This is a genomic window from Agrobacterium tumefaciens (genome assembly GCF_031801495.1).
Lineage (GTDB): Bacteria > Pseudomonadota > Alphaproteobacteria > Rhizobiales > Rhizobiaceae > Agrobacterium > Agrobacterium tumefaciens_K.
Window position 1 is genome coordinate 817,308 of record NZ_JAOEGC010000002.1, and the last position, 25,102, is coordinate 842,409.

General features: G+C 61.1%; 23 protein-coding genes. 15 read left to right on the top strand and 8 right to left on the bottom strand.

Annotation, left to right across the window (positions count from 1 at the left end):
• Positions 1 to 9 precede the first annotated feature (9 nt).
• Entirely contained in the window at positions 10 to 363 is a 354-nt protein-coding gene (locus tag N7578_RS13420; RefSeq protein ID WP_311110809.1) for a DUF1491 family protein, read from the top strand.
• A gap of 22 nt (positions 364 to 385) precedes the next feature.
• Here the strand turns inward: N7578_RS13420 and N7578_RS13425 are convergent, their stop codons facing one another.
• Positions 386 to 1,312, bottom strand: a complete 927-nt coding sequence (locus N7578_RS13425; RefSeq protein WP_311112504.1) for a DUF2336 domain-containing protein — start codon at positions 1,310 to 1,312, stop codon at positions 386 to 388.
• 475 nt (positions 1,313 to 1,787) lie between these two features.
• Between N7578_RS13425 and N7578_RS13430 the strand changes: the two genes are divergently transcribed.
• Positions 1,788 to 1,976, top strand: a complete 189-nt coding sequence (locus N7578_RS13430) for a hypothetical protein (RefSeq protein WP_311110810.1) — start codon at positions 1,788 to 1,790, stop codon at positions 1,974 to 1,976.
• A gap of 20 nt (positions 1,977 to 1,996) precedes the next feature.
• Here the strand turns inward: N7578_RS13430 and N7578_RS13435 are convergent, their stop codons facing one another.
• Positions 1,997 to 2,545 carry a DUF1254 domain-containing protein gene (locus N7578_RS13435; RefSeq protein ID WP_311110811.1) on the bottom strand — a complete coding sequence of 183 codons (549 nt, stop codon included), beginning with the start codon at positions 2,543 to 2,545 and terminating at the stop codon, positions 1,997 to 1,999.
• Entirely contained in the window at positions 2,538 to 3,125 is a 588-nt protein-coding gene (locus tag N7578_RS13440) for a DUF1214 domain-containing protein (protein ID WP_311110812.1), read from the bottom strand. The genes N7578_RS13435 and N7578_RS13440 overlap by 8 nt, the downstream gene beginning before the upstream one ends.
• Before the next feature lie 213 nt (positions 3,126 to 3,338).
• On the opposite strand from N7578_RS13440, the gene N7578_RS13445 reads away from it, so the two are divergent.
• The gene (locus N7578_RS13445; RefSeq protein ID WP_311110813.1) at positions 3,339 to 4,727 is read left to right on the top strand and encodes a M20 family metallopeptidase; all 1,389 of its coding nucleotides are present in this window, start codon (positions 3,339 to 3,341) and stop codon (positions 4,725 to 4,727) included.
• On the opposite strand, the gene N7578_RS13450 is transcribed toward N7578_RS13445, so the two are convergent.
• Complete coding sequence (locus N7578_RS13450; protein WP_311110814.1) at positions 4,724 to 5,332, bottom strand: LysE/ArgO family amino acid transporter; 609 nt, start codon at positions 5,330 to 5,332, stop codon at positions 4,724 to 4,726. The two genes, N7578_RS13445 and N7578_RS13450, sit on opposite strands and share 4 nt — an antisense overlap.
• A gap of 196 nt (positions 5,333 to 5,528) precedes the next feature.
• Between N7578_RS13450 and N7578_RS13455 the strand changes: the two genes are divergently transcribed.
• Positions 5,529 to 6,431 carry a LysR family transcriptional regulator ArgP gene (locus tag N7578_RS13455; protein WP_311110815.1) on the top strand — a complete coding sequence of 301 codons (903 nt, stop codon included), beginning with the start codon at positions 5,529 to 5,531 and terminating at the stop codon, positions 6,429 to 6,431.
• On the opposite strand, the gene N7578_RS13460 is transcribed toward N7578_RS13455, so the two are convergent.
• Both N7578_RS13460 and N7578_RS13465 read right to left on the bottom strand, forming a co-directional pair.
• A complete protein-coding gene (locus tag N7578_RS13460; protein WP_311110816.1) occupies positions 6,428 to 6,892 on the bottom strand; it encodes a VOC family protein in 465 nt (154 codons plus the stop codon). The two genes, N7578_RS13455 and N7578_RS13460, sit on opposite strands and share 4 nt — an antisense overlap.
• A 179-nt stretch (positions 6,893 to 7,071) precedes the next feature.
• On the bottom strand, positions 7,072 to 9,258 hold the full coding sequence (locus N7578_RS13465; RefSeq protein WP_311110817.1) for a transglycosylase domain-containing protein: 2,187 nt from the start codon (positions 9,256 to 9,258) through the stop codon (positions 7,072 to 7,074).
• A gap of 183 nt (positions 9,259 to 9,441) precedes the next feature.
• Here N7578_RS13465 and N7578_RS13470 point away from each other — a divergent pair, with 183 nt between their 5' ends.
• The 9 genes from N7578_RS13470 to N7578_RS13510 all read left to right on the top strand — a co-directional run bounded on the left by N7578_RS13470 (position 9,442) and on the right by N7578_RS13510 (position 17,165).
• On the top strand, positions 9,442 to 9,903 hold the full coding sequence (locus N7578_RS13470; protein ID WP_311112505.1) for a YcgN family cysteine cluster protein: 462 nt from the start codon (positions 9,442 to 9,444) through the stop codon (positions 9,901 to 9,903).
• 97 nt (positions 9,904 to 10,000) lie between these two features.
• Positions 10,001 to 10,828, top strand: coding sequence for a class D beta-lactamase (gene blaOXA, locus N7578_RS13475; RefSeq protein WP_311110818.1), 828 nt, complete (start codon positions 10,001 to 10,003; stop codon positions 10,826 to 10,828).
• 29 nt (positions 10,829 to 10,857) lie between these two features.
• Entirely contained in the window at positions 10,858 to 11,466 is a 609-nt protein-coding gene (locus tag N7578_RS13480) for a class I SAM-dependent methyltransferase (protein ID WP_311112506.1), read from the top strand.
• 118 nt (positions 11,467 to 11,584) lie between these two features.
• On the top strand, positions 11,585 to 14,161 hold the full coding sequence (locus N7578_RS13485; protein ID WP_311110819.1) for a heavy metal translocating P-type ATPase: 2,577 nt from the start codon (positions 11,585 to 11,587) through the stop codon (positions 14,159 to 14,161).
• Positions 14,158 to 14,580 carry a Cu(I)-responsive transcriptional regulator gene (gene cueR / locus N7578_RS13490; RefSeq protein WP_311110820.1) on the top strand — a complete coding sequence of 141 codons (423 nt, stop codon included), beginning with the start codon at positions 14,158 to 14,160 and terminating at the stop codon, positions 14,578 to 14,580. The genes N7578_RS13485 and cueR overlap by 4 nt, the downstream gene beginning before the upstream one ends.
• Before the next feature lie 56 nt (positions 14,581 to 14,636).
• The gene (locus N7578_RS13495; RefSeq protein WP_311112507.1) at positions 14,637 to 14,837 is read left to right on the top strand and encodes a heavy-metal-associated domain-containing protein; all 201 of its coding nucleotides are present in this window, start codon (positions 14,637 to 14,639) and stop codon (positions 14,835 to 14,837) included.
• A gap of 154 nt (positions 14,838 to 14,991) precedes the next feature.
• Entirely contained in the window at positions 14,992 to 15,261 is a 270-nt protein-coding gene (locus N7578_RS13500) for a type II toxin-antitoxin system ParD family antitoxin (protein WP_311110821.1), read from the top strand.
• Positions 15,251 to 15,610: a type II toxin-antitoxin system RelE/ParE family toxin gene (locus N7578_RS13505; protein WP_311110822.1), complete on the top strand. Its 360-nt coding sequence runs from the start codon at positions 15,251 to 15,253 to the stop codon at positions 15,608 to 15,610. Before N7578_RS13500 ends, N7578_RS13505 begins: the two co-directional genes overlap by 11 nt.
• 133 nt (positions 15,611 to 15,743) lie before the next feature.
• The gene (locus N7578_RS13510; RefSeq protein WP_311112508.1) at positions 15,744 to 17,165 is read left to right on the top strand and encodes an MFS transporter; all 1,422 of its coding nucleotides are present in this window, start codon (positions 15,744 to 15,746) and stop codon (positions 17,163 to 17,165) included.
• Here N7578_RS13510 and N7578_RS13515 read toward each other — a convergent pair.
• The gene (locus tag N7578_RS13515) at positions 17,140 to 18,858 is read right to left on the bottom strand and encodes a glycoside hydrolase family 32 protein (RefSeq protein ID WP_311110823.1); all 1,719 of its coding nucleotides are present in this window, start codon (positions 18,856 to 18,858) and stop codon (positions 17,140 to 17,142) included. The two genes, N7578_RS13510 and N7578_RS13515, sit on opposite strands and share 26 nt — an antisense overlap.
• A 242-nt stretch (positions 18,859 to 19,100) precedes the next feature.
• Here N7578_RS13515 and N7578_RS13520 point away from each other — a divergent pair, with 242 nt between their 5' ends.
• Together N7578_RS13520 and N7578_RS13525 are read left to right on the top strand one after the other, a co-directional pair.
• Positions 19,101 to 22,286 carry a PAS domain S-box protein gene (locus N7578_RS13520; RefSeq protein WP_311110824.1) on the top strand — a complete coding sequence of 1,062 codons (3,186 nt, stop codon included), beginning with the start codon at positions 19,101 to 19,103 and terminating at the stop codon, positions 22,284 to 22,286.
• Positions 22,287 to 22,354: 68 nt separating this feature from the next.
• On the top strand, positions 22,355 to 23,815 hold the full coding sequence (locus N7578_RS13525) for a protein adenylyltransferase SelO family protein (RefSeq protein ID WP_311110825.1): 1,461 nt from the start codon (positions 22,355 to 22,357) through the stop codon (positions 23,813 to 23,815).
• A gap of 108 nt (positions 23,816 to 23,923) precedes the next feature.
• Here the strand turns inward: N7578_RS13525 and N7578_RS13530 are convergent, their stop codons facing one another.
• On the bottom strand, positions 23,924 to 25,024 hold the full coding sequence (locus tag N7578_RS13530; protein ID WP_311110826.1) for a saccharopine dehydrogenase family protein: 1,101 nt from the start codon (positions 25,022 to 25,024) through the stop codon (positions 23,924 to 23,926).
• Positions 25,025 to 25,102 lie beyond the last annotated feature (78 nt).

Here is a 25,102-nt window from a genome sequence, read left to right on the forward strand (position 1 = left end):
AGCCCGCTCATGCGCCTGAAATCCGATATCTTCGTTTCCGCCCTTGTCCGACGCGTGTTCTCCGCGGGCGGGTTTGCCGCCGTGGAAAAGAAGGGTGCGGAGGAGGCAGGGGCGATCTTCATCCGCCAGCGCTTCCGCGACGGCACGGAGAACCTCTACGGACCTGCGCCGCAAAGCTTTGCTGAAGATGACGAGACAAGAGCCGAGCGCCGGTTCGAAACGCGGCTTGCTGGGGTGGATGCGCTGGAAAGCGCCGCATTGCTCGACCGTGAGCGTCGCTTCGACAGCGACCTGTGGATCGTCGAGCTCGAAACAGACGATATAACCGGACTTCTGAAGCTGGTGGATCAGCCAAAAACATAAGGGCGGCAATGACGCCCTTTTTTCAGCTTGCCGCCGTCTTGCGTGGCAAGGGAGTGAACTGGCGCTCGCCGCGCTGACTGTGCGTGTAGCTGTCGGCCCGCCGCCAGTTTTCGACGCGCTCCTCGCAGTCCACGGTGTCCAGCCGGTCGATCAGCGCTTCGGCGCGGCTCATGTCGCCGTCAGCTGCGGAAAGATGCGGATAGAAGCATTGCAGCACGAAGGCTGCCTCCGAAAACTCCATGCCGAGGCCGGTCAGTGTCATGGCAAGCTGGTTGCCGGAAATGTCGAGCATGATGCGTTCGGAAAGCCAGTAGCTGGACGACAGCGAATCCGCCAGCGCCACGGCGAACTGGCGCGCATCGCGTTCGCGAGCAAACCTCACCAACAAGGCTTCCTGCACCTCGGTCAGGCGCCGCAGGCCCAGAACGTCATGCGCCGGCCGGTTGAGATGGCGTGCCATATCCCGGATCTGCTGACGCATCTGTTCCTCAAGGTCCGATGCCGGCTGCACCTCCGGCGTCGGCTGCGGTTCAGCCGATGCCGACGCCACGGGTGCTTCCTGTGCGGGGGCCGCATCGTCGCTCTGGCGCGGCACGTCACGGGTGTGACGCATGCCGACGAGCGCATCGATGACGGTGGGAGAGAGATCGTCGCGGCGGACGATGGCGCGCGCATGCGCGGCGCCCTGGGTGCGGGCGATGGCGATCAGCGTTTCGTCATCAAGGCACTTTGATGAAATCAGGAAGGGTGCGGCCAGCGCGATCGGCTGGCTGGCAATGAAGAAGGCGACGGCCGAGGGAACGGTCGGATGCTGGGAGAGGGCCGCGATGGCCTCGCGTTTCGCCTCATCGGTCGAAGCGTTGAAAAGCGGCATGAAGAGTTCGGCGAACTGACGCAGATCGGATTTGGAAGGACGAGATACGCTTTCAAAATTCGTCACGGTGGCCATCAGCACCACATCTTTCTTCCTCACGGCTCTTGGCCTCTCAAGTTCTCGAAACCGGTCGGTCAACGCACTACCCAACAAAAACGCGAACACAATATTCGCTCAACTTAGAGCAAATCCGTTGACGTCCTGTTAACTATGGGGGTGGGCAAGCGATGTTTGATGCTTATCAACAACGAAATTTTAAAGGTGCCGAAATTGCCGGAAAGCGCGGAACTTTGCCGGAGTTGCGGGGTTTCCAACCCGTTCTACCGGGCAGCGGAGAGCCGGACCGGCGTAAATTAAGGTTAACGGATCATTAACCTGTCCGTGATTGTAATTTCATGGGCAATATTAGGATTCCATGTTATCCTCGACACCGGAATAAAAGCCCGAATGGCATGCGCTGATATGTGATGGTGACGAAATTCCCGATGCAAGACGAGGCTTGCACGGTTCCCAGTAGCAACGACAATCATGTCCCGAAGAGGAGATGAGCATGGCAGAAATTATTCCGCTGGACGAAGCCCGCCGAAGTTCAAGGCCCGGTGTGGATGCCGCGGCGCGGGGCATCGGTCCGGCTAAGGTCGTGCTGTTTACCGGCGTGCGCTACGAAAAGCGCGATACGCATCCGAAGAAGTCGCCGCGTAAGCCCAAGTCAAATACCGAAACCGCGCTCAAGTCCTGATCGCGCAGTCAATATAGACGTCACTTCCACGGCGTCGGCTGGCATTTCGCCTCGTTCAGAAAGCGTTCCGCTTCTTCCCCGAAACTCGGCTGCGGCACCATCGTCCGCAACACCACATATCCTTCCGTCTGATCCGCCTCCACCAGAATGGCCTGTGACAGCGCTGGCGGCTGCGCCTTGCGGATGGCGGCGATCTGTACGGCATCCGCCACGAGAATATCCATGACGCCGCCCGCTGACGTGCGGTCGTTCATGCTGAAAACCTCGTTCGACGCCCTGTCGTAAACGGCGACCGACCAGAACGGCACCACGCCGATGGCCGTCAGTCGAACCGGATTTTCCTCGATGTTGAAGGTGCAGACCGCGACGCGCATGAACGGGTCGCCGCTGCCCAGCGTCGCCTTCTCAACCGTTTCTTCCAGCAGATGGAAGTCGTGCGGCTTTCCCTCCGCCACGGCGCGGGTGTAGGCGTCGCGGTTGGAAAAATGCGGGATCGACAGAAGGATGACGAAGTGTAGCGCCGCAGCGCCAACCAGACCGGTGACGATGGTCAGCAGAAACCTAAGCATTGCCGCACTCCAGCCTGCGGATGCCCGGCATCGAGATGTCGATGAGGCCCGAGCTTCCGGCGACCGGCGTATCGAGCAGGGTCATCACCAGCTTGAACGTCTGGCCCTGTGGCACGGCAAGCCAGTTGTAAGTCTGCGCGGCGGCGGCGATGGCGACGTCGATGCCGCCTTCCGGGTCGCGCAGCAACGTCCTGGAGTTGAGAGCGAAGGGCCTGCCTGTGGCGTCTGCCAGCACGTTGCCCTGCTGGTCTGCGGCATAGATCGTCCAGAAGCGGGAAGGGGGCACGGTGCCCTCCAGCCGGTATTGGCATGCGCCGGTGAGCCGCTGTCCATCGCTGTCGACGGCGGCGGTGAAGCTCAGACCCTCGGCCGTGCCGTAAAGCAGCTTGCCGGCATCGGCACGATGCGATTTCGCGTAAGGGTCGGCCTCGATCGTCTGCGCTTCAGGAAAAGCATCCCACGGTCCTATGCGGATCGAGCCGAAGCCGGAGGTGGCTTCGAGCGCGACCAGCGTCGAGGCGATGCCGCCGCCGAAAGCGATCAGAAGGGCGATACCGACGAGGAATGGAACTCGAAACACGCTGTCTTCCCGTTTCTAGAGCGCCGTGCGTCCTTTCGGACGAACAAAGGACGCTCTAAACTATTGAATCTGCGCATCGTGCTTTCCGAAGATCGATTCCGATTTTCGGGCCGATGCGCTGAACAGGTCGAGGGTTATCACTGATTCCCGCTTTGGAAAATGCCGGGTCTTCTTTAGTCATTGTGAAAACGACGAAATCAGGGGATTCTTTTCATGACGCGACAGGCTGCCATCGATCACGCCACCACACATTTCGATGATGGCGGCTTTGCCCGCGATCTGGCACGGCGGGTGGGTCTGCGCACCGAAAGCCAGAATGAGGCCAACGCCGGCGAACTCCGGCTCTATCTCGAAAATGAAATGAGACCCGCTTTTGCCGACATGGGTTTTACCAGTGACATTATCGAAGACAGCGCTTCCGGCCTGCCGTTTCTGATTGCCGAACGTTTTGAGGATGAGAACCTGCCGACGGTGCTCGGTTACGGCCACGGCGACGTGGTGCGCGGGCTGGACGATGGCTGGGCGGGCGGCCTTTCGCCCTGGGCAATGACCGACAAGGACGGCAAATGGTACGGGCGCGGCACGGCAGACAACAAGGGGCAGCATTCCATCAACATGGCGGCTCTGAATTCCGTGATCGAAACGCGCGGAAAGCTCGGTTTTAACGCCAAATACCTGATCGAAATGGGAGAGGAACGCGGCTCGCCGGGGCTGAGGGACATCTGCCGCGACCATGGCGACCGGCTCGGCGCCGACCTGCTGATCGCCTCGGACGGGCCACGGCTGAACGCCGAACGCCCGACCGTGTTTCTCGGCGCACGCGGCGGCATCACCTTGGATCTGGTCATCGAGGCGCGTGAGGGCGGCCACCATTCCGGTAACTGGGGTGGGGCGCTGTCCAACCCCGGCGTGCAACTTGCCCATGCCATAGCGAGCCTTGTCGGGCCGACCGGGCAGATCCGGGTGCCGGACCTCGTGCCGCCGGAGCTGCCGCAGGCAGTACGGGATGCTGTGGCCGATTGCGAGATCGATGGCGGACCGGACGGTCCGGCGATCGACCCGGACTGGGGCGAACCCGGCCTTTCCACGGCTGAGCGGGTGTTTGGTTGGTGCGCGCTGGAGGTGCTGGCGTTTGAGACGGGCAATCCACGCTCGCCGGTCAACGCCATTCCGCCGAAGGCATGGGCGCGGCTGCAACTGCGGTTCGTCGTGGGCATCGATCCGGAAGCCGTCATTCCCGCCGTGCGCCGCCATCTGGATCGGCAGGGTTTTCCCATGGTGAGGATCGTGGTTGCGGGCGACGAGATTTTCCGCGCCACCCGGCTTGATCCGCAAGACCCGTGGGTGGGCTGGGCGGTCGGTTCGATTGCCCGCACCACGGGAAAGAAACCTGCGCTTTTACCCAATCTCGGAGGCTCGCTGCCCAACGACATCTTCGCCGATATCCTGAAGCTACGCACCATCTGGGTGCCGCATTCCTATCCCGGCTGTTCGCAGCACGCGCCGAACGAACATCTGCCGAAAGCGATTGCCCGCGAAGGTCTGGCGATCATGGCCGGGCTTTACTGGGATCTGGGCGAGCCGGGTATCCCCGGCGTTTAGACGCCTCTCAGCAGCATGAAGGCGATGGCCCACATGGTGACGGCGATCACCCCTTCGAGGATGCGCCAGGCGGCGGGTTTCTCGAACAGCGGCCGCAGCCAGCGCGCGCCGTAACCGAGCGAGAAGAAAAACACCAGCGAGCCGGTTGCCGCACCGGCCGCGAAGGTCTTTTCCAGGCCCGGAAACTGTGTGGAAATCGAGCCGAGCAGTACGACGGTATCGAGGTAGACGTGCGGGTTGAGGAAGGTCAGCGCCAGGCAGATGGCAAGCGTCTGCCACAGGCTCGTCTCCCGCCGCTCCGCAACGGACAGCGCGCCTGAAGAGCGGAACGCCGAGTGAAGGCTTTTGGCGCCGTACCAGATCAGGAAGGCCGCACCGGCGTAGCGCATGATCGGGTCCAGCGCGGGCATCACAGCGCTGATCTGCCGGAAGCCGGTGACGCCGACGACGATCAGCATCGCATCGGAGACGGCGCAGGTCAGGCACACGGCGAAGACATGCGAGCGCATCAGCCCCTGCTTCAGCACGAATGCATTCTGCGCGCCGATGGCGACGATCAGGCTGAGGCCCATCGTCAGGCCGGTGAAGAAAACCTGTAAGTCCATGTTGTCCTGTAACCTGTTGTTGTGTTTCCGTCATTCCGGCCTCGAGCCGGAATCCGGTGCGATAAGGACTTCGACCGCCAAAACTCTTTTCGCCATCCGGACGCAAGGTTCTTGGAATACCTTGCTCACGGCCTTGGATAGTCGGTTCTTTTGCATTAACATAATTAAACAATCTCATCCGGATTAAGCGCTGCTAATGATTGATTACCCTTCCATGCGCGCCGTGGCGCTGGTCGCGCAGACCGGCAGTTTCGAAAAGGCCGCCGCGGCTCTCTATGTTACGCCCTCGGCGGTGTCGCAGCGCGTCAAGCAGTTGGAAGAGAGACTTGGCGTGGTGCTGATCGTGCGCGGCAACCCCTGCACGGCAACGGAAAAGGGGGAGTGGCTCTGCCGGCACATGGAGCAGGTCGGCATGCTGGAGACGGAGTTATTCCGGCAGCTTCCGGCGTTGGCCGATGAGGGCGCGCCCCATGAGCGCGTGACGCTGAACATCGCCACCAATGCCGACAGTCTCGGCACATGGTTTCTCGATGCCGTTTCTACGTTTAGCCGCGGCTCGGACTTCCTCGTCAATATCGCCGTGGACGATCAGGATCACACGGTCGAGTGGCTGCAACGCGGCAAGGTTCTGGCCGCCGTCACCGCGCATGCCAAGCCGGTGCAGGGCTGCCGGGTCACGCCGCTTGGTATCTTGCGTTTCCATGCGACGGCCAGCCCGGATTTCATGCGGCGCTTCTTCGCCGAGGGTGTGACACCCGCCACGCTTGCCCGCGCGCCGGGCCTCACCTTTAACCAGAAGGACCGGCTGCAAAGTCGCTGGATCAAGGCCGTGCTCGGACGCGACGTATCCTATCCCACCCACTGGCTCGCCTCGACCGAAGGCTTCGTGACGGCGAGCCTTTCCGGGATGGGCTGGGGCATGAACCCCGGCCTGCTGGTGTCCGGCCATCTCGATGCCGGGCGGCTGGTGGAACTGATCCCCGGAACGCCGCTCGACATCCCGCTGTACTGGCAGGTCAACCGCATGGCCGCCGACCGCCTGACCAGCCTGACGGCGCGCGTGGTGGAGACGGCACGGGCGAGACTTCCAGCTGCCTAGCGACGGATCGCCTGCCATTCGTTCCAGCTTTTGACCTGCGGTATATCGGGTCGCGGCTGATCGTCCAGAAAGGCGATGTATTCCAGCGAGTGGCCGTCAGGATCGTTGAAATAAACACTCGCGGCGGGCATCCATGGAAAGACGACCGGCTCGCTGATGTTGGGAGCGCCAGCGAAACCAAGCGGCTCCACATTCTTCGACCGAAGATAGTCCGGCGCGGCGAGAACCTGCGCGAGATCCACGGTGAACGCGAGATGGAGCTTCGTGCTGATCGGTGCGGAATGAATAGACCATAGCCCGAGCATCGACGTCCCGCGTCCGCCGATCCAGAAAAACGCCAGATGTCTGTCTGGCACCGTGTGGGCGAGTTCCAGCCCAACAATGTCGCGATAAAAATCGATTGATCGTTCCAGATTCGAAACCGTCAAATGTGTTTCGAACAAAGCCTTTACCTTCACCATCTGTCTTCCTCGATGCGTATGCGGATTACGGTTGCAAGCGCCGGATCGCGGTTGCGAATGCACTGTGCAACCTCAAGCATAGTTGAGGTCAAGCGTGAAAATCGAAGTTTTGGACAGCATTTCAGCGCACGCCAATGCGGTTGGCGTGCGACGGTACGAAAGAGCCGTGGAGATTTCGGTCAGCGCTGTTCCGGCTTGTCCGTTCCGGCACGCACGGCCGCGACCTTCTGTGTCGTCACGGTCAGCGGCGCGGCTTCCTTCATCTTCTTCGAGATGGAACGGATGACGCGGGTTGCCTCGGCGGAAAGCGAGCGCGGGCGGGTCAGCGCGGGCATGGTCTGCCCTGTTGCGGACGCCGTTGCCGCTTCGGCGGAGGGCTGCGGGCGAACGCCGGTCGGCAGCGGGTTCTGGATGCCGGGAATGGCGCGAAGCTCCATGCCCTGATGCGCATAATCCATCAGCCGCTTGTAGGTCATGGCCGGAAGCGCGCCGCCGGTCATCTCGTTGGTCGACGTGAAATCGTCGTTACCGAACCAGACAGCCGTGGTGTAGTTTCCGGTGAAACCCACATACCATGCGTCGCGGTAAGCCTGCGACGTGCCGGTCTTGCCACCGGAGACGATGCCGTTTTCCAGCGCACCGCGGCGCGCCGTTCCCATCACCGGGATCGTGACCAGCATCTGGTTCATCTTGGAATTGGCGTCTTCCGAGAGGACCCGTCTGGCGGGCGGTTCGTCGCGACTGAAATCGTAAAGCACGTCGCCGTCGTAGTTCAGGACCTGCTCGATGCCGTGGCGGCGCGATTGCATGCCGTCCGCGGGGAAGACGGCGTAGGCCGTCGCCTGATCGAGAACCGTCACTTCCGATGTGCCGAGCGGGATGGTCTTGTCGCTGCGAAGCGGTGTGGTCACTCCCATCGCTTTGGCGGTATCGACGATGACCTGCGTACCGAGCACGTCCTTGGCCAGCCGGACCGGGACCGTGTTGTAGGATTTGGCAAGCGCCATCTGCAAGGTCACCTTACCCGCATAGGAGCGGCCGTAGTTCTGCGGCGACCAGCCCCGCCACGTGACAGGCGCATCCGAAATCTGCGTTTCGGGCTTCATGCCCTTCTCCATAGCGGCGGAGTAGGTGTAGACCTTGAAGGAGGAGCCCGGCTGGCGAAGCGCCGACGTGGCGCGGTTGAACTGGCTTTCACCGTAGTCGCGACCGCCGACCATGGCGCGGATGCCGCCGCCGTTTTCGATCATTACCATCGCGCCCTGCTTGACGCGGTAGCCTTCTCCGTACTCGCGCAAGCCCATTTCCATCGCTTGTTCGGCGGCCTGCTGAAGGCCGGTATCGATGGTGGTGCGCACGACGACGGTGTGGTCCTTGAACTTGCCTTCGCTGGCGAGGCGCTGCACCTCGTCGAAGGCCCAGTCGAGGAAATAGTCCGGCGCCTTCACGTCCGCACGGTCGATGACGGTTGCCGGGTTGCGGCGTGCGCCGATCACCTGTCCCTCGGTCATCAGCCCGCTCTGTACCAGATTGGACAGAACCGTGTTGGCGCGGGCGCGTGCGGCGGGAAGGTTGACGTGCGGCGCGTATTTGGCAGGGGCCTTGAACAGGCCCGCCAGAATCACGGATTCGGCCAGCGTCACGTCCGTCAGGTTCTTGCCAAAATAGAACTGCGATGCCGCAGCCGCGCCGAAGGTGCCGCCGCCCATATAGGCGCGGTCGAGATACAGCGCGAGGATTTCCTTCTTCGACATGTTGGTTTCGAGCCACAGTGCCAGGAAGGCTTCCTTGATCTTGCGCTCCAGCGAGCGTTCGTTGGTCAGGAACAGGTTCTTGGCAAGCTGCTGTGTCAGCGTCGAGCCGCCCTGAACCACGCCGCCCGCACGGGCGTTTTCACTCATGGCGCGGGCGAGGCCGATGAAGTCGATGCCGAAATGCTCGAAGAAACGCCGGTCTTCCGTCGCCAGCACCGCCTTGATGAAGTGGTCCGGCATCTGGTCGATCGGTACGGAACCTTCATGGATGATGCCGCGATGGCCGATGGTGTTGCCGAAACGGTCGAGGAAGGTGACGGCGAAGTCGCCGCGATAACGCCAGTCCTTCTTGGTTTCCTCGAAGGCCGGCATGGCGAGCGCCAGGAGCACGACGGAACCGGCGGTCCCGAAGGTCAGCGCGTCTCCGGTGAGGTTGATAAGAAGCTTTTTCCAGCCGCGGACATGCAGCTTGCGCGAGGCAATGGTGACTTCTTCCCAGAAATCGAAAAAACGGGCCGCAGTTGTCCAGAGGCCGGAATCGATGAAAGAATCGATCCGAAGCAGAATGTGGCGTTTGCGGCGCGCCTGTTTCTTGTCTTTATCTTCCTGCACCTGAAACGTATTCCTGTTCGATAGGATGAGGGAATGCTTGACGCAGTAACCTTGCGCGGGTCATTCCTCATCACCACTCTGCCGGAATTAAGGATTATCTTATATTCCGGCCGATTGCGATACGACAAAACGGGCTAACCTCGGTCTAGCCCGGTGGATCAAAATGAGACGAAAATGTTAACGATGAATGATGCCCCGTTCTGGAAAACCAAAACGCTGGGAGAGATGACCGGTGAGGAATGGGAAAGCCTTTGCGATGGCTGCGGCCTCTGTTGTCTCAACAAGCTGGAAGACTGGGACACCGGCGAAGTGGTGTTCACGTCGGTAAGGTGTCAGCTGATGGACGGTGAAAGCTGTCGCTGCTCCGACTACGAAAACCGCTTTGCCACGGTGCCTGACTGCATCCAGCTGGACCTGAAAAAGGTCAACGAGATCGGCTGGCTGCCGCCGACCTGCGCCTATGCGCTGGTGCGTGACGGACGCGATCTCTATTGGTGGCACCATCTCGTTTCCGGCGATACCGAAACCGTGCATCAGGCCGGTATTTCGGCCAAGGGGCGAACCGTCAGCGAAACGGACGTCGATGTTGACGACTTCGAGGATTATGTGGTCGATTGGCCGCTGACCGTGGGTGAGAGGTCTTAGAACGCCGGTTGGCCCTAATCCTGCCCCATGGGTTTTCTAGGCAGTAAGCAATTCAGGTAAAAGCCCGCAAAACGACGGGCAAGGGACATCAACACGCATGCACTACCGGCTGACCGCGACGGTTTTATCATGTCTGGCTTTTGCGGGTGTCGCCCCCGTTGTCGCATCCGCCCAGCAGCCACAGCCGCAGGCTTTCGAGTGTACGCTTGTCACGTCCATCGAGACGGGATCGGTCATCAATCAGCAAGGCGCGTGCGACCAGCGGGTGGCACCGGCCTCCACCTTCAAGGTGCCGCTGGCCGTGATCGGCTTTGACAGCGGCATTCTTCAGGATGAGAAAAATCCCGCATGGAACTGGAAGCAGGGCATCGAGGCACCTGCGAAAGACCGCAAGACCGTGGATCCTACCGTGTGGGAAAAAGACTCCGTGCTATGGTACTCGCGAGAACTGACCCGCAGGCTCGGCCCGGAAAAATTCGCCGCCTACGTGAAGCGCCTGGGTTATGGCAATGCCGATGTTTCAGGCGATCCCGGTAAGGACAACGGTCTGACCCATTCCTGGCTCGGTTCGTCGCTGACCATTTCGCCGGTGGAGCAGGTCGGCTTCATCCGTCGCCTGCTGGCGGGCAATCTGCCGATTTCACGCGACGCGCAGGCGAGGACACGCGCCCTTCTGCCGCTGTTCGATGCGCCGGAAAGCTGGCGGGTGCATGGCAAGACCGGAAGCGGTTTCATGCGCGATGCCAGCGGCAATCCCGACATCAACCGGCCTTTCGGCTGGTTCGTCGGGTGGGCGGAGCGTGAAGGTCAGCACATCGTGTTCGCCCGGCTGCAGGTGTCAGACAAACCCTCCACCGAGCCGCTGGGGCCGGTGGTGCGGGACGCTTTCCTGCGCGATATTCCAAAGCTTGCGGTTCACCGGTAGTTTCTGCCGTCACGCGAAGGAGAAGCCACATCGCGAACGGATCGAACGACATCATTGCGATCTACACCGATCACGCCGCCGATTTCGACGCGCTGAGAGGGCGTCGACTGGTGGAAAAACACTGGCTCGACAGGTTCCGCTCCCTCTTGCCCTCGAATGGCTCGATCCTCGATATCGGCTGTGGAGCCGGAGATCCGATTGCCCGGTATTTCATCGAGAACGGCCATGAGGTGACGGGCATCGATGCATCAGAGCCACTGATAGCCCTCTGCCGGGAACGTTTCCCTTCCAGCCTCTGGGCCATTGCCGACATGCGGGATGTGGCGCTCGGCCGTCGCTTCGACGGGCTGATCGCCTGGCATAGTTTCTTCCATCTGACGGCGGCGGACCAGCGGCGCATGTTCGGCGTTTTCCGCGCCCACGCCAATCCCGGCGCGGCGCTGATGTTTACCGCCGGACCGGATGATGGCGAAGCGATCGGCACGTTTCAGGGACGACCGCTGTATCACGCCAGCCTCGCCCGCAGCGAATATGAAAGTCTTCTGGCAGGTCATGGATTTCGCCTGATGGATCATGTCGTCAACGATCCTGATTGCGGCGGCGCGACCGTCTATCTGGCAAAATGCGAAAACGGCTGAACGGGCCTTGACCTTCCCATGATGGGAAGCATTACATGGGGTATGCCGCGCGAAAATCTCCGGTGGTTTTGCGGATCGCGGCATGCTGCAACACAGATTCCTCGAAAGGGGATTTCCCATGAATGAGACAGTCAGAAACCCTCACGCCGCCAATCACGCTCATGGTCACAGCCACGAGCCGGTGTCCATTCCCGTGGAAGGCATGACCTGTGCGTCCTGCGTGCGGCGTGTGGAGACGGCGGCGGCAAAAGTGCCGGGCGTCGCATCGAGTTCGGTCAACTTCGCCACGAAGAAACTGACGGTTGAACCTGCGGACGGGTTTTCGGCAAAGACGCTCAGCGCGGCAATCAAAAAGATCGGTTACGAGGTTGCGCCCGAGCGGCAGACCTTTGTTGTGGAGGGGCTGAAGGGCGAGGCGGATGCAGCGCGCCTGAAAGGCATTCTCGAAGCGATCGCCACGACCTTTTCCGCCGAGGTGGATGCGGCAAGCGGCAGGGTTTCCGTCGACGGCATTGGCGGCAGGCGTGAACGCGATATGCTGGTGGAAACGGCAAAGACAGCCGGGTTTTCCCTCAAGACGCCGATGGCGCACCATCACCATGCCCATTCGGGACATCAGCACCATGACCACATGGAACATGCCGGGCATGACCACATGCACCACGCAGGCGATGAAGCGGCGCTGAAACGCGACCTGACGATTGCCGCAATCCTTACCGCGCCGCTGTTCGTGCTGGAAATGGGCGGACACCTCTACGCACCGATTCATCATTGGCTGATGGGGATCATCGAGACACAGAACCTTTATTATGTCTATTTCCTGCTGGCGACCGCGGTGATCTTCGGACCCGGCATGCGGTTCCTGAAAGCCGGTTTTCCAGCGCTGCTGCGCGGTGCGCCGGAAATGAACTCGCTGGTGGCGCTGGGTGTCACGGCGGCTTACCTCTATTCCGCCGTCGTCACCTTTGCCCCGTCGCTGCTGCCGCAAGAGGCGCACTACGTTTATTACGAGGCGGCGACGGTCATCGTCACGCTGATCCTGACCGGACGTCTGCTGGAGGCCCGCGCCAGCGGCAGAACAGGCGACGCGATCCGCAAGCTGGCAAGCCTCCAGGCGAGGGCGGCGCGTGTCGAGCGTGACGGGCAAACCGTCGAGATTTCTCCCGATGATGTGCGGGAAGGCGACATCGTCATCATCCGTCCCGGCGAACGGCTGGCGGTGGACGGCGAGGTGATCGAAGGTGCGTCTTACGTCGATGAATCGATGATTTCCGGTGAGCCGGTGCCGGTGGAAAAGACCGTCGGTGCAAAGGTGGTTGGCGGCACGATCAACAAGACCGGCGCGTTCAAGTTCCGGGCGACCAGAGTGGGCGCCGATACCATGCTCGCCCAGATCATCCGCATGGTGGAGGAGGCGCAAGGCTCCAAGCTGCCGATCCAGTTGCTGGTAGACCGTGTGACTGCGCTGTTCGTGCCGGTCGTCATTGCCATCGCCGTGCTGACATTTGCTGTCTGGGCGATCTTCGGCCCCGATCCGGCCTATAGCTTCGCGCTGGTCAATGCCGTGGCGGTTCTCATCATCGCCTGCCCATGCGCCATGGGCCTTGCCACGCCGACCTCGATCATGGTCGGAACCGGTCGTGCTGCGGAACTTGGCGTGCTGTTCCGCAAGGGACAGGCGTTGCAGGAACTGCGCTCGGCGCAGATCGTCGTGGTCGACAAGACCGGCACGGTGACGAAGGGTAGGCCCGAGCTGACCGATCTGGTCGTGGCCGAAGGTTTTGAGGAAAACGAGGTTCTGGCGCTGGTTGCCGCCGTTGAAAGCCGTTCGGAGCATCCGATTGCCGAGGCCATCGTCAGGGCTGCTGAAGAACGGAAGGTGGCGACCCCTGCAGGACTCGAACCTGCGACCGTTGAGAACTTCGAAAGCGTTACGGGTTACGGCATCGCCGCCACTGTCAATGGCAGGAAGATCGAGGTTGGCGCGGACAGATACATGACCAAACTCGGCCTTGCTGTCGATGTCTTCAGGGACACCGCCGCCCGCATGGGCGACGAGGGCAAGACGCCGCTCTACGCCGCCATCGATGGCAGGCTTGCAGGGGCGATTGCCGTTGCCGATCCCTTGAAGTCGTCGAGCGTAACCGCGATCAAGGCTCTGCAGGCCATGGGCATCGAGGTGGTCATGGTGACGGGAGACAATGAACGCACCGCAAAAGCCGTCGCAAGACAGGTCGGCATTGCGAAGGTCGTCGCTGAAGTATTGCCGGAGGGCAAGGTGAAGGCGATCCACGACCTGCGCGCCGGTGGAAAGACCCTTGCCTTCGTGGGCGACGGCATCAACGATGCACCGGCGCTTGCCGAAGCCGATATCGGCATCGCCATTGGCACGGGTACGGATGTCGCCATCGAAAGCGCCGATGTCGTGCTGGTCGGCGGTGATCTGACGGGCGCGGTCAATGCCGTCGAGATGAGCCGGGCGACGATCCGCAACATCAAGGAAAACCTGTTCTGGGCCTTCGGTTACAACGTCGCGCTGATCCCGGTTGCGGCAGGTGTTCTCTATCCCGCCTTCGGCATCACGCTGTCGCCGATGATCGGGGCAGGCGCCATGGCGCTGTCCAGCGTCTTCGTTCTGGCCAATGCGCTGAGGCTGAAGACGGCGAAGGTTTCGCAAAAGGAGGTGGCGGCATGAATATCGGACAGGCATCGGAAGCGTCAGGCGTTTCGGCCAAGATGATCCGCTATTACGAGCAGATCGGCCTGATTTCTCCCGCCTCCCGCACCGGCAACAATTACCGGGTTTATGGCGAGCAGGACGTGCACAATCTGCGTTTCATCAAGCGCGCCCGCACCCTCGGCTTTTCGCTGGAGGAGACGGAGACGCTGCTGAAACTCTGGCAGGACAAGAGCCGCGAAAGCTCGGCGGTAAAGGATATCGCCATGGCCCATGTCGCCGATCTCGAACGCAAGATCGACGAGATGAAGGCCATGGTAAAAACCCTGTCTCACCTTGCCCATTGCTGCGGCGGCGATCACCGGCCCGATTGCCCCATTCTGGACGATCTGGCCGGAGTGGAGCCGGCGCATCACAAATCCGCGGAAACCGCTTGACCTTGCCATCGTGGGAAGGTGCACAAACATCGATAGACGCTTAGAAACTGGAGAATATCATGACCACCACATTCCTCGTGCCTGACATGACCTGCGGCCACTGTGAGAAAACCGTGCGTGGGGCACTGGCCGAGGCGCTGCCCGGCAGCGCCGTTAACATCGACCTTGCTGCCCACACCGTCACCGTCGGTGGCGATGCCGCCAAGGCGGAAGAGGCGATCCGCGATGTTGGGTACAGCCCGGAACGGGCCGCTTGATCTAAGGCCAACGTTCGGAGCGGGATGGTGAAAAGCGCTTGTTCTTTTTGCCATCCAGTGCAGACCCTGGCGGCGCTCAATACTGCGCGGTGATTGGAAATATCTCCAACTCATGCTACTGAGTAGTATAGCCTCCAGCCAAAGGATGACCGTCATGTCCGTCAAGGCATCTGTTTCCATTTCCGATCAGCAGGAAAGTTTTGCTCGTAAACTCGTTGAGGAAGGCCGTTATGCCAGCCTCAGCGCTGTCGTCCAGCGCGGTCTTGAACTGGTGCGGGAAGAAACGGAGATGAAGGAAGCGGAGCTTGCCGCCCTGCGCTTGCTGCTTATCGAGCGGAGCGAAGGCGATTTCGTTTCCATCGATGAGGGCAGAAGCCGCATCGACGCCATGCTGACGCGGAAAAAAGCCTCCCATGGCCTATAGGGTTATCCGGTCCACGGCGACGGATCTCGATCTGGATCTCATCTTCGATTTTCTGGTCGGAGGCTATCGCAATTTCGGCGACCCGGTAGAGGATGCGTTCGAGCGCGCTGCTGCACGCATTCGCGGCATCGAAGCCGATATGAAGGCGGTGGGCGAGATGCCGCATCAAGGCACCCTGATGCCGGAGATCATGGCGGGGCTGCGCCACGTCACGAAAAACCACGCCATTTTCTATTTCAACATCGATGAAGGTGAGAAGGTCGTGCGTATCCTCGCCGTCTTTATCGGCAGTCAGGATCACCGGCGTCATATGCTCAGGCGCCTGATGTCGCGGTTTGACGAAGAATGATCTTGGCTGGGAGGAAGCATGATGGCCAGCATGACGAAAGCCCAAAAAGCCGCTTGACCTCAACTGCGCTTGAGGTTCTAGTTTGCCCGCCGTATCGAAAAACGGAAAGGATACGGCAGTGGTGAATTCACAAATGGTCGAGCGAAACGGGTGGCCGGAGCTGTTGAGCGGTGCGAATCTTTCGCTGCTCACGGTTATCTCCTCGGGTATCGGCCTGCACGCCTTCAACCAGTTCGCCGTGGTGACGGCATTGCCCGTCGCGGTGCGCGAGATCGGCGGGGCGGCGTTTTACAGCTGGGCATACAGCGTCTATTTCGTCGGCTCCGTCGCGGGCGGTGTCACCGCCGTTCTTTTCCGCGAGCGTTTCGGCGCACGGTCCGTGCTTCTGCTCTGCTGCCTGATCTTTTCGCTCGGCTCCATCCTGTCGGCGGTTGCCGGCGACTTTCTCTGGGTTGTCATGGGCCGCGCCTTGCAGGGCGTTGCGGACGGCCTGATCGTTGCCGTTTGCTACAGCCTCATTCCGGCAGGTTTCCGCCCCGGCCTGTTGCCGAAGGTCTTTGCCATAGAAGCGGCGATCTGGGCAATTGCTTCCTTCATCGGGCCATTGACCGGCGGTTTCGCCACCGAACATGTGTCATGGCGGGCGACATTTCTGCTGTCCGCGCCGCTGATCCTGCTGCTCGTCGTTTACACGGTTGTTGCCGTGCCTGCCGAAAAGCCTGTCGCTGCGACGCGCAGACCCTTCGTGCCGCTGTTCCTCTGCCTTGCTGGCGCACTTGCCTTCTCGGCACCCACCGCGTTTGAAGACACGGTGTTGCGTGCGCTCGCGCTTCTGGCCGGGGCAGTCCTCCTGTGGGCGTCGCTGAAGTCCGGCGTGCGTCCGTCGACAGGCCTGTTTCCGAAAGATGCCTTCCGCCTGAACACGGTGCTTGGAAGCGGTTTCTGGGTCCTGTTCCTGATGTCCTACGCGCATGCGCTGGGTAACGTCTACCTCGCCTATGTCGCCATCGATCTGTGGCGCTACGAGCCGACATTTGCCGGTTTCATCGTGGTGACTATGCCGCTGTCGTGGAGCTTCATCGCGATGCTCATCGGAAGCCTGAAATCGGAGAAGGTGCGCACGTTCTGCCTGCACTTCGGTCCGTGGCAGATGATACCGGGATGCGCGTTGCTCGGCCTTGGCCTCGTGACCGGCAACTGGATGGAAATGCTGGCCGGGCAGATATTGATCGGCTCCGCCTTCGGCATGTCGTGGGCAGGGATCAGCCAGGCGGCGATGGAGGCCTCCCCCGAGGCCGAACGGAAGATGACCGGAGCGCTGTTGCCTACGGTGTCGACGCTCGGCGCTGCGGCAGGCGCAGGCGCCAGCGGAACCGTGGCTGCCGCCAGCAACCTCGTTGCGGAGATGGACGGTGGCAGCGTGCTGATGCCCATGATCTATCTCTATGGCCTCGGCGTCGTCGTCTCGGCGCTCGCGCTGCTGACGGCCCGCGGCCTGCGCGGTCAGCGGGCCTGCAGCGGAGCGAAAACTACAATTTCAGAGCCCAGACCGTAGCATGGGTGACTGTTCCGGCTTCGGCCTTGAGAATGGCCGAACTCACCGGCTCGAAACCTTCTATCCGCTTCGTGCCGACGTAACGTCCGCGGTTCACGAAAACCTCCATCGAACCGTAGTCGAGGAAGATGCGCAGGCGGGACGCCCTTGCACCCTTGGCGATGTAGAGTGGCGAGGGGCCGTCACGACCGTTCTCATGCCGGATCCACACGCCGGTTTCGTCGGATACGACGCCGAGGCGGACCGTGGGATGGTCGAGCTGCAGTTCGAACGGCACGCCGGGGCTTGAAAGCTCGAACAGCAGTTCGACCGCGCCATTGAGGAAGGTGACGCGTTCGCCGGATGCCAGCCGTGTGCGGTCGAGAATATGGCTGCGCAGGCTTTCGGCAGCTCCGATCGGCGGCGTCAGCAATTCGCCGTTGGCGTAATGCAGACGGCGCGGCAGGGTCATGGAGGTGGGGAAATCGATCTCCGGCGTGGCGTCGGCCCAGTTGGCGAGCCATCCGATGCCCACGATGCCATCACCATCCAGAAACGCCTGAAATGCGTAGTTGTCGGTGCCGAAATCCAGCTCCTGTCCGGTTTCCTTGGTAAAGGTCTTGCCGTCGAACCAGCCGACATCCGCCATGGTGAGGTTCCTGCGGCCGGTTGCGGGATCTTCCGAATGCATCAGTCCGTAGATCAGAACCCAGCGTGTGGTGCGGGCATTGGCCGGACCGTCGAGCGGCAGCAGGCAGGGGCACTCAATGGCGGTCGTCCTGTAGCGTGTCTCCACCCACAGCTTGCCGACATAGGTCCAGCCGGAGGCTGCGGTGGGGTCCTGCGTTTCGTAAAGCAGGATGACGCCCCCGCCGTCGCTCTGGCTGCCGAGCAGCATCTTCCACAGACCATCCGGCCCGCGGAACACGTACGGGTCGCGAAAGTCGGGCGTCAGCCCCTGTCCATCCGGGCGCACGCCAAGAATGACGTCCGCCTGTCCGGCCATGATGAGATCGGAGGAGGTGGCTGTCAGCTGTATCTGCTGCTCCGGCATGCGGTCCTGCACCTGCTCGGTGAAGAACACCCGGATGCCCGACCCTTCGACGAGCGGAATAGTGGAGCCGGAAAACGCACCGCCGCGCTTGTCCGGTCTTGTCGTCAGGTCTTCGGACGGAAACAGGAAGATCGGCAGATGCCGCCAGCGCAGATAATCCGACGAAACGGCGTGGCCCCAATGCATGGTGTTCCAGCGAAGCCCGTGCGAGTAGTGCTGGTAGAACAGATGCGGGCGGCCTTCGAAACGCCCGAAACCGTTGGGGTCGTTCATCCAGCCGAAGGGCGGGCGGAAGTGATAGCTCTCCGGCAGGTTGGGCGGGGCATTGTCCGGCTTGGTGTGGACGACGGTGATGCCGGTTTCCAGAACATCTGAGGCCGTGAACCAGTAGATCACCGAGACGGCGGTGGTGACGGTATCGTAGCTGAGATCCACCGGCCCGCCGCCGAAGATCTGGTAGATTCGAAAACTGAACTCTTCCGTGTTGACGCTTGAAACCTCGGCGAATTTTCCGTTGGCGTTGGAGAAGGCCACAGCACCCGGTTCTGTCGTCTTCTTGGCTTTCAGCCAGACATGAAAGGTGGTGTTGACGGGAAGATCGGTGTGGATGGTGCGCATGGCGCTTTCGGGTTCTGCCAGCACGGCGTCGACGACGGTCATTCCTCTTCCTTTCCTGCTTGAGGCCACGGCACAGTCTATCATCCTGTCTGTCAGCAATGAGGCGCCGCGCGTGCTTCGTACACGGCTGTAGTCTTGGGCGAAGCAACCTGGTCAAAACGAAAGTTAACCCTAAAAGTTCAACTGTAAGCCATGGACGATTCTGTGTTTGTTAGGAGTTTCAAACTATTCAGAATCTTACTGGAATAGTCATTCTTCATAACTTTTTTGATGGATAAACGTGGATGTCCTCGACCTACCAGGAAAAACAGAAGGCTGCCGTGCCGGCGGAGCTGAGGGCATTCAACCAGATCTTCGCGACGCTCCGCTTCGACGGGCATGGGCGCATCGTTGGCGCCAATCACCAGTTTCTGCGGATGATGGGTTATGATCTTGACGATCTTCTGGGGCAGGAAGACACGTTTTTCGTCTCAAAAAGCTATGAGCGCAGCCAGCAGCTGGCGTTGTGGCGCAACGTGCGCAAGGGCGAGCCACAGCAGCAGAAGGCGCTGTGGGTAAGCAAGTCGGGCAAGGAAATCTGGCTGAATTGCCGTTATATTCCGCTTGCCGATGAAGAAGGTACGATCACCGAAGTCGTGCAGGTTCTCGAAGATATCTCCGAGCGTGAGGTTCGTGAGGCGGACGCGCGCGGCCAGCTCAAGGCCATAAACCGCACGCAGGCGGTGGCGCATTTTTCTCTCGATGGCCACGTGATCGAAGCCAACGATCTGTTCCTCAGGGCGGTCGGCTACGATCACGATCAGCTCGTCGGCAAACATCACTCGGTCCTTGTCGATGATGAGGAGCGCGACAGCGACGCGTACCGGGCCTTCTGGGCCGGGCTGGCGCAAGGCGAACATCGCTCGGGAGAGTATCGCCGCATCCGCCGGGACGGCCGGGACGTCTGGCTTCAGGCCGTCTACAGCCCCATTCTCGATGCTGCGGGACGCCCGCTGAAAGTCGTGAAGTACGCGTCGGATATCACCGAGGCGAAGATGATGCAGGCGGACTACCAGTGGCAGATCACCGCCATTCACAAGTCCAATCTCGTCATCACCTTCGACATGTTCGGCGCAATCCTCGAAGCCAACGACCTGTTTCTTGAGGCGACCGGTTACGAATTCGAGGAGATCGAAGGACGCCACCATCGTATGTTCGTCGATCCGGCCTATGCGCACGGCAGCGAATATCAGGCCTTCTGGCGCGAGCTCAGACAGGGCAAGCACCGGATGGGGCATTACAAGCGGTTCGGCAAGAACGGTCGCGAAGTATGGCTGCACGCCACCTACAATCCGATTTTCGATGCGGACGGCAAGCCGGTGAAGGTGGTGAAGTACGCGTCAGTCGTCACCGATGAGAAGCTGATTGAGGCCGAATGCCAGGGGCAGATCGCCGCCATTCACAAGGCGCAATGTGTCATTTCCTTCGCGCTGGACGGTACTATCCTCGATGCCAACGAAAACTTCCTCGACGCGACAGGATACCGCTACGCCGAGGTCATGGGCCAGCACCATCGCATGTTCGTTCCCGCCGAGGATGCCGAATCCAAGGACTACCGCGACTTCTGGAGTGATCTTGCGGAGGGTTGCCACCGGGCCGGGGAATACAAGCGTGTCTGCAAGGACGGTAGCGAGATCTGGTTGCAGGCGACGTACAGCCCGATCTTCGACATGAACGGCAAACCGTTCAAGGTCGTGAAATACGCTATCGACGTGACGGCAGACAAACTTCAGCAGGCCGGTTATCGCGGCCAGATCGAGGCGATCAACAAGTCGCAGGCGGTTGCGGTCTTCGGTCTTGACGGCGTTCTCTCGGATGCCAATGAAAACTTCATCGCGTTGTTCGGTTACGGCCTCGACGAGCTGAAGGGCGCGCACCATTCGATGTTCGTGGAGCGGGATTTCTACGTCAGCGACGATTATGTGACGTTCTGGGAAATGCTCAGAAGCGGCAAGTATCACAGCGGGCTTTACAAGCGTCTCGCCAGGGGCGGCCGCGAGGTCTGGATCCAGGCGTCCTACAATCCGGTCCTCGACCTGAACGGAAAGCCGGTCAGTGTCATCAAATACGCAACCGATGTCAGCTCGAATGTCGCGCTTGCCGAGGCGTTCGAGGATGCCCGTCGTCAGGCGCATCACGATGCCGCGACATCGCTTCCCAACCGCGTCAAGCTCGCTTCCTTCATGGACGCTTCCCTCGCAGGTCCGGGCGCTGCCCTGACCGTCTTCTACATCGACCTTGATCGGTTCAAGCCGGTCAACGATACATACGGACACCATGTCGGCGACCGGGTTCTCGGTGAAGTCGCCGACCGCATGCGCCGCACCATCGATGAGGACCAGATGGTTGCCCGTGTCGGTGGCGACGAATTTGTCATCGTTGCACCCGGCATGGCGGTCGAAAACATCGAGGCGTTCTGCCGCAGACTGATAAAGGCGGTGACCAGGCCCATTCCATACGAAAGCGGTGAAATCAGCATCGGCCTGTCCATCGGCATCGCCGTTGCGCCGACGGATGGCGAAACGCCGGACGATCTGCTGCGTGCTGCCGATGCCGCACTCTACCGTTCCAAGCAGAACGGCAGGGGCGTCTACAGCTTCTTCTCGACGGAAATGAACGACAGGATTGTCAGCCAGAGACGGCTTGCCGAAGACATGCGCCACAGCCTTGCGGCGGGCGATTTTTATCTGGAATTCCAGCCGCGTTTCGACACCCGCCAGCGCTGCGTGCGAAGCGCCGAGGCGTTGGTGCGCTGGGCACATCCCGAGCGCGGCCGCATTCCGCCAGCAGACTTCATTCCGCTGGCCGAGCGCAACGGTATGATCGTGCCGCTGGGCGACTGGATTCTGCGCGCCGCCTGCACGACAGCCAGAAGCTGGAACGGTATCGGCGTTTCGGTCAACGTTTCTCCCGCGCAGTTCCGCGATCCGCAATTCGTGCAAAAGGTCAGGGATTGCCTTGCCGATACCGGCCTTTCCGCCCATCTGCTCGAGCTTGAAATCACCGAAGGCGTGCTTCTCGAGGATGCAGACCGCGCTGTCGCTGTCTTGAAGAGCCTGAAGGCGCTGGGCGTGAAACTGGCCATGGACGACTTCGGCACGGGATACTCCTCGCTCTCCTACCTGCGCAATTTCCCCTTCGACGTCATCAAGATCGACCGCAGCTTCATCACCGATCTGGAAGCTGACGGCAGTGCGCGTTCCATCGTTCAGGCGATCCTTGGACTGGGGCAGGCGCTTGGGCTTCAGGTCACGGCGGAAGGCGTGGAAACCAACGAGCAGCTTGCGGTGCTGACGGCGGACAGGTGCAGCGAAGTGCAGGGCTTCCTTATGGCCAAGCCGCTGCGTGCCGAAAAACTTCAGGCTCTGCTGTCCGAAATGCCGGAACTGAACAAGGCAATTGCCGAAAACGACATTCTGAAATCCGCTTGATCCGGATTTTGATCTCGCAAGCGCAAGGCAGACACTCCATATAAAGGCAAAGCAGGAGTGCATCCGTAATGAAATTCGACAATTCCTATGCCCGACTGCCGGAGCGCTTCAGCGCCGCAGTACTGCCGACGCCGGTCAAGGCGCCGCAGCTCATCGCCTTCAATCGTCCGCTCGCCGACGAACTGGGGCTGGATGTGGCGGGTCTTGACGATGACCGGCTGGCGGCGATCTTCTCCGGCAACACGGTGCCGCAGGGCGCCGAGCCGCTGGCCATGGCCTATGCCGGACATCAGTTCGGCGGTTTCGTGCCGCAGCTTGGCGACGGGCGGGCCATCCTGCTGGGCGAGGTGATCGACAGGAATGGAAAAAGGCGGGATATCCAGCTGAAAGGCTCCGGCCCGACGCCATTCTCACGGCGCGGCGACGGACGTGCCGCACTTGGCCCGGTGCTGCGCGAATATATTGTCTCCGAAGCCATGTATGCGCTGGGCATCCCCGCCACGCGGGCGCTTGCCGCCGTCCTGAGCGGTGAGCGGGTGCAGCGCGAGATCGGGCTGCCGGGCGGCGTCTTCACGCGTGTCGCGGCAAGCCACATTCGCGTCGGTACGTTCCAGTTCTTCGCAGCACGCGAAGACAATGAAGGCATCCGGGCGCTGGCCGATTACGTCATCGACCGCCACTATCCGGAAGCCCGGCAGGCTGAAAACCCCTATCTCGCGTTGTTGCAGGGGATCGCGTCGCGGCAGCTCGATCTGGTGTCGCGCTGGCTGATGGTGGGCTTCATCCATGGCGTGATGAACACCGACAATATGGCGGTCTCCGGCGAAACAATCGATTTCGGACCTTGCGCCTTTCTCGACGAATACCATCCGAACAAGGTGTTTTCGTCCATCGATGCGCAGGGGCGCTATGCCTACAACAACCAGCCCGGCATCGCCCAGTGGAATATCGCACGGTTGGCGGAGTGCCTGTTGCCGCTGCTCGACCCCGAGGTGGATAGGGCGGCGGAACTGGCAAACGCCGTGCTTGCCGATTTTGCCGCAAACTTCCCCAAACGCTGGCTTTCCGGCATGCGCCGGAAGCTCGGCCTCGTGACGCAAGAGGATGACGACACGGCGCTGGTTCAGGCGCTTCTGGCAATGATGCAAACGTCCGAGGCCGATTTCACGCTGACCTTCCGGCGGCTTTCGCATGCGGCGGACGGCGATGCGGAGGCATTCCGCGGCATGTTCATCGATCTGGCCGGAGCCGATGCCTGGCTGGAACGCTGGCGGGACAGAGCCGGACGCGAGGGCATCCCGGCTGGCGAGCGCAAAGCGGCGATGCTGGCGGTCAACCCGGCCATCATTGCGCGCAACCACCGCATCGAGGAACTGATCGCTGCTGCTGTGGAAGACCGCGACTTCGAGCCGTTCCACGAGATGCTGGCGGCAATTGCACAGCCGTTCGAGGAGCGCGATGAATTCGCCATCTACATGCAGGCGCCGATGAACCACGAGCGCGTGTCCCGGACGTTCTGCGGCACGTGATTGCATCACGGCTGCCACGAGTGAGGCAGCCACTGAAAAGTCTTTCAGCCCAAAGACCTGGGCTGCCTGGAGGCCGGATCGAGCCGGGAATGACGAGAGAGGTCCGTATCACCCCACCTTCGCCAGCGGTTCGTGCGCGCCGTAATAGCGGCCGAAACGATTGGCGAGAAATTTTGCCAGTGCGATTTCTTCCTGACGGACGAAGCCCTTCTGCGGCAGGGCGCCTTCGGCCAGAAGATCGAGAACCGTGCAGATGCCAGCGGCCGTGGTGATCTGGATCGCGCTCATCATGCGGCCCGATACGGGGCCGGCATAGACCTTGTTGGCGTAGGTTTCCTGCAGGAAGCGGCCATGCTGCGTGCCGCAGACGGTGACGAACACGATCACTACATCCTGCATGGTGGCGGGTAGGGCGTTTTCGAACAGGTCTTTCAGCACATCGCGGCGGTTGCGTAGGTTGAGGTCGTTGAGCAGCGCCTTCATGATCGACACATGGCCGGGATAACGGATGGTGCGGTAGTTCATGGTCCGCACCTTGCCTTCCAGCGTGGCGCAGAGCGTCCCAAGCCCGCCCGAGGTGTTGAACGCCTCGTATGTCACGCCATCCAGAGAAAACTCTTCGCGCTCCTCCAGCGCCGGAACGGCGGTGAGGCGGCCTTCGACGATGGCCTCGCACGGTTCGATATACTCGTTGATGAGGCCATCCGTGCTCCAGGTGAGATTGTAGTTCAGCGCGTTGGACGGATATTGCGGCAGCGCACCGACGCGCATGCGCACGCTGTCCAGCTTTTCAAAGCGGGAGGCCACGTCCGCCGCGACTATGGAAATGAAGCCGGGCGCGAGGCCGCATTGCGGGATGAGCGCCGTGCCGGCGGTTTCCGCAAGCGCCTTGACCCTGCGGGTGGATTCGACGTCTTCCGTCAGGTCGAGGTAATGGGTGCCGACAGCGACGGCTGCTTCCGCAATACCCGCCGTGAGGTGGAACGGAGCCGCTGAAAGAACCGCGAACCGGCCTTTCAGAAGCGCCTCGAGCGCCGTGCGGTCGGTGATGTCGACGATTTCCGTATCGACGTTTTCGTGCGCCGGAACGTTGGCGAGCTGGTCGGCTGACCGGTCCGCGACCGTGATCCGGTAGTCGCTAGTGGTGGCCAGCATCCAGGCGATAGCCGACCCGATGTTGCCCGCACCGACAATGACGATATTTTTCATGAGTTTGTTCCCCGCAGTTCGAATTCATATGAATACAGAATGCCGGATTTTGCTTTCGATTCGCAGCTTCACTCCGTC

What these genes read in the sequence shown, in the direction of transcription:
- N7578_RS13420 (WP_311110809.1), top strand. Translation starts at nt 10, where the DNA reads ATGCGCCTGAAATCCGATATCTTCGTTTCCGCCCTTGTCCGACGCGTG.
- N7578_RS13425 (WP_311112504.1), bottom strand. Translation starts at nt 1,312, where the DNA reads ATGGCCACCGTGACGAATTTTGAAAGCGTATCTCGTCCTTCCAAATCC.
- N7578_RS13430 (WP_311110810.1), top strand. Translation starts at nt 1,788, where the DNA reads ATGGCAGAAATTATTCCGCTGGACGAAGCCCGCCGAAGTTCAAGGCCC.
- N7578_RS13435 (WP_311110811.1), bottom strand. Translation starts at nt 2,545, where the DNA reads ATGCTTAGGTTTCTGCTGACCATCGTCACCGGTCTGGTTGGCGCTGCG.
- N7578_RS13445 (WP_311110813.1), top strand. Translation starts at nt 3,339, where the DNA reads ATGACGCGACAGGCTGCCATCGATCACGCCACCACACATTTCGATGAT.
- N7578_RS13450 (WP_311110814.1), bottom strand. Translation starts at nt 5,332, where the DNA reads ATGGACTTACAGGTTTTCTTCACCGGCCTGACGATGGGCCTCAGCCTG.
- N7578_RS13455 (WP_311110815.1), top strand. Translation starts at nt 5,529, where the DNA reads ATGATTGATTACCCTTCCATGCGCGCCGTGGCGCTGGTCGCGCAGACC.
- N7578_RS13460 (WP_311110816.1), bottom strand. Translation starts at nt 6,892, where the DNA reads ATGGTGAAGGTAAAGGCTTTGTTCGAAACACATTTGACGGTTTCGAAT.
- N7578_RS13470 (WP_311112505.1), top strand. Translation starts at nt 9,442, where the DNA reads ATGAATGATGCCCCGTTCTGGAAAACCAAAACGCTGGGAGAGATGACC.
- blaOXA (WP_311110818.1), top strand. Translation starts at nt 10,001, where the DNA reads ATGCACTACCGGCTGACCGCGACGGTTTTATCATGTCTGGCTTTTGCG.
- N7578_RS13485 (WP_311110819.1), top strand. Translation starts at nt 11,585, where the DNA reads ATGAATGAGACAGTCAGAAACCCTCACGCCGCCAATCACGCTCATGGT.
- cueR (WP_311110820.1), top strand. Translation starts at nt 14,158, where the DNA reads ATGAATATCGGACAGGCATCGGAAGCGTCAGGCGTTTCGGCCAAGATG.
- N7578_RS13500 (WP_311110821.1), top strand. Translation starts at nt 14,992, where the DNA reads ATGTCCGTCAAGGCATCTGTTTCCATTTCCGATCAGCAGGAAAGTTTT.
- N7578_RS13505 (WP_311110822.1), top strand. Translation starts at nt 15,251, where the DNA reads ATGGCCTATAGGGTTATCCGGTCCACGGCGACGGATCTCGATCTGGAT.
- N7578_RS13510 (WP_311112508.1), top strand. Translation starts at nt 15,744, where the DNA reads ATGGTCGAGCGAAACGGGTGGCCGGAGCTGTTGAGCGGTGCGAATCTT.
- N7578_RS13515 (WP_311110823.1), bottom strand. Translation starts at nt 18,858, where the DNA reads ATGACCGTCGTCGACGCCGTGCTGGCAGAACCCGAAAGCGCCATGCGC.
- N7578_RS13520 (WP_311110824.1), top strand. Translation starts at nt 19,101, where the DNA reads ATGTCCTCGACCTACCAGGAAAAACAGAAGGCTGCCGTGCCGGCGGAG.
- N7578_RS13525 (WP_311110825.1), top strand. Translation starts at nt 22,355, where the DNA reads ATGAAATTCGACAATTCCTATGCCCGACTGCCGGAGCGCTTCAGCGCC.
- N7578_RS13530 (WP_311110826.1), bottom strand. Translation starts at nt 25,024, where the DNA reads ATGAAAAATATCGTCATTGTCGGTGCGGGCAACATCGGGTCGGCTATC.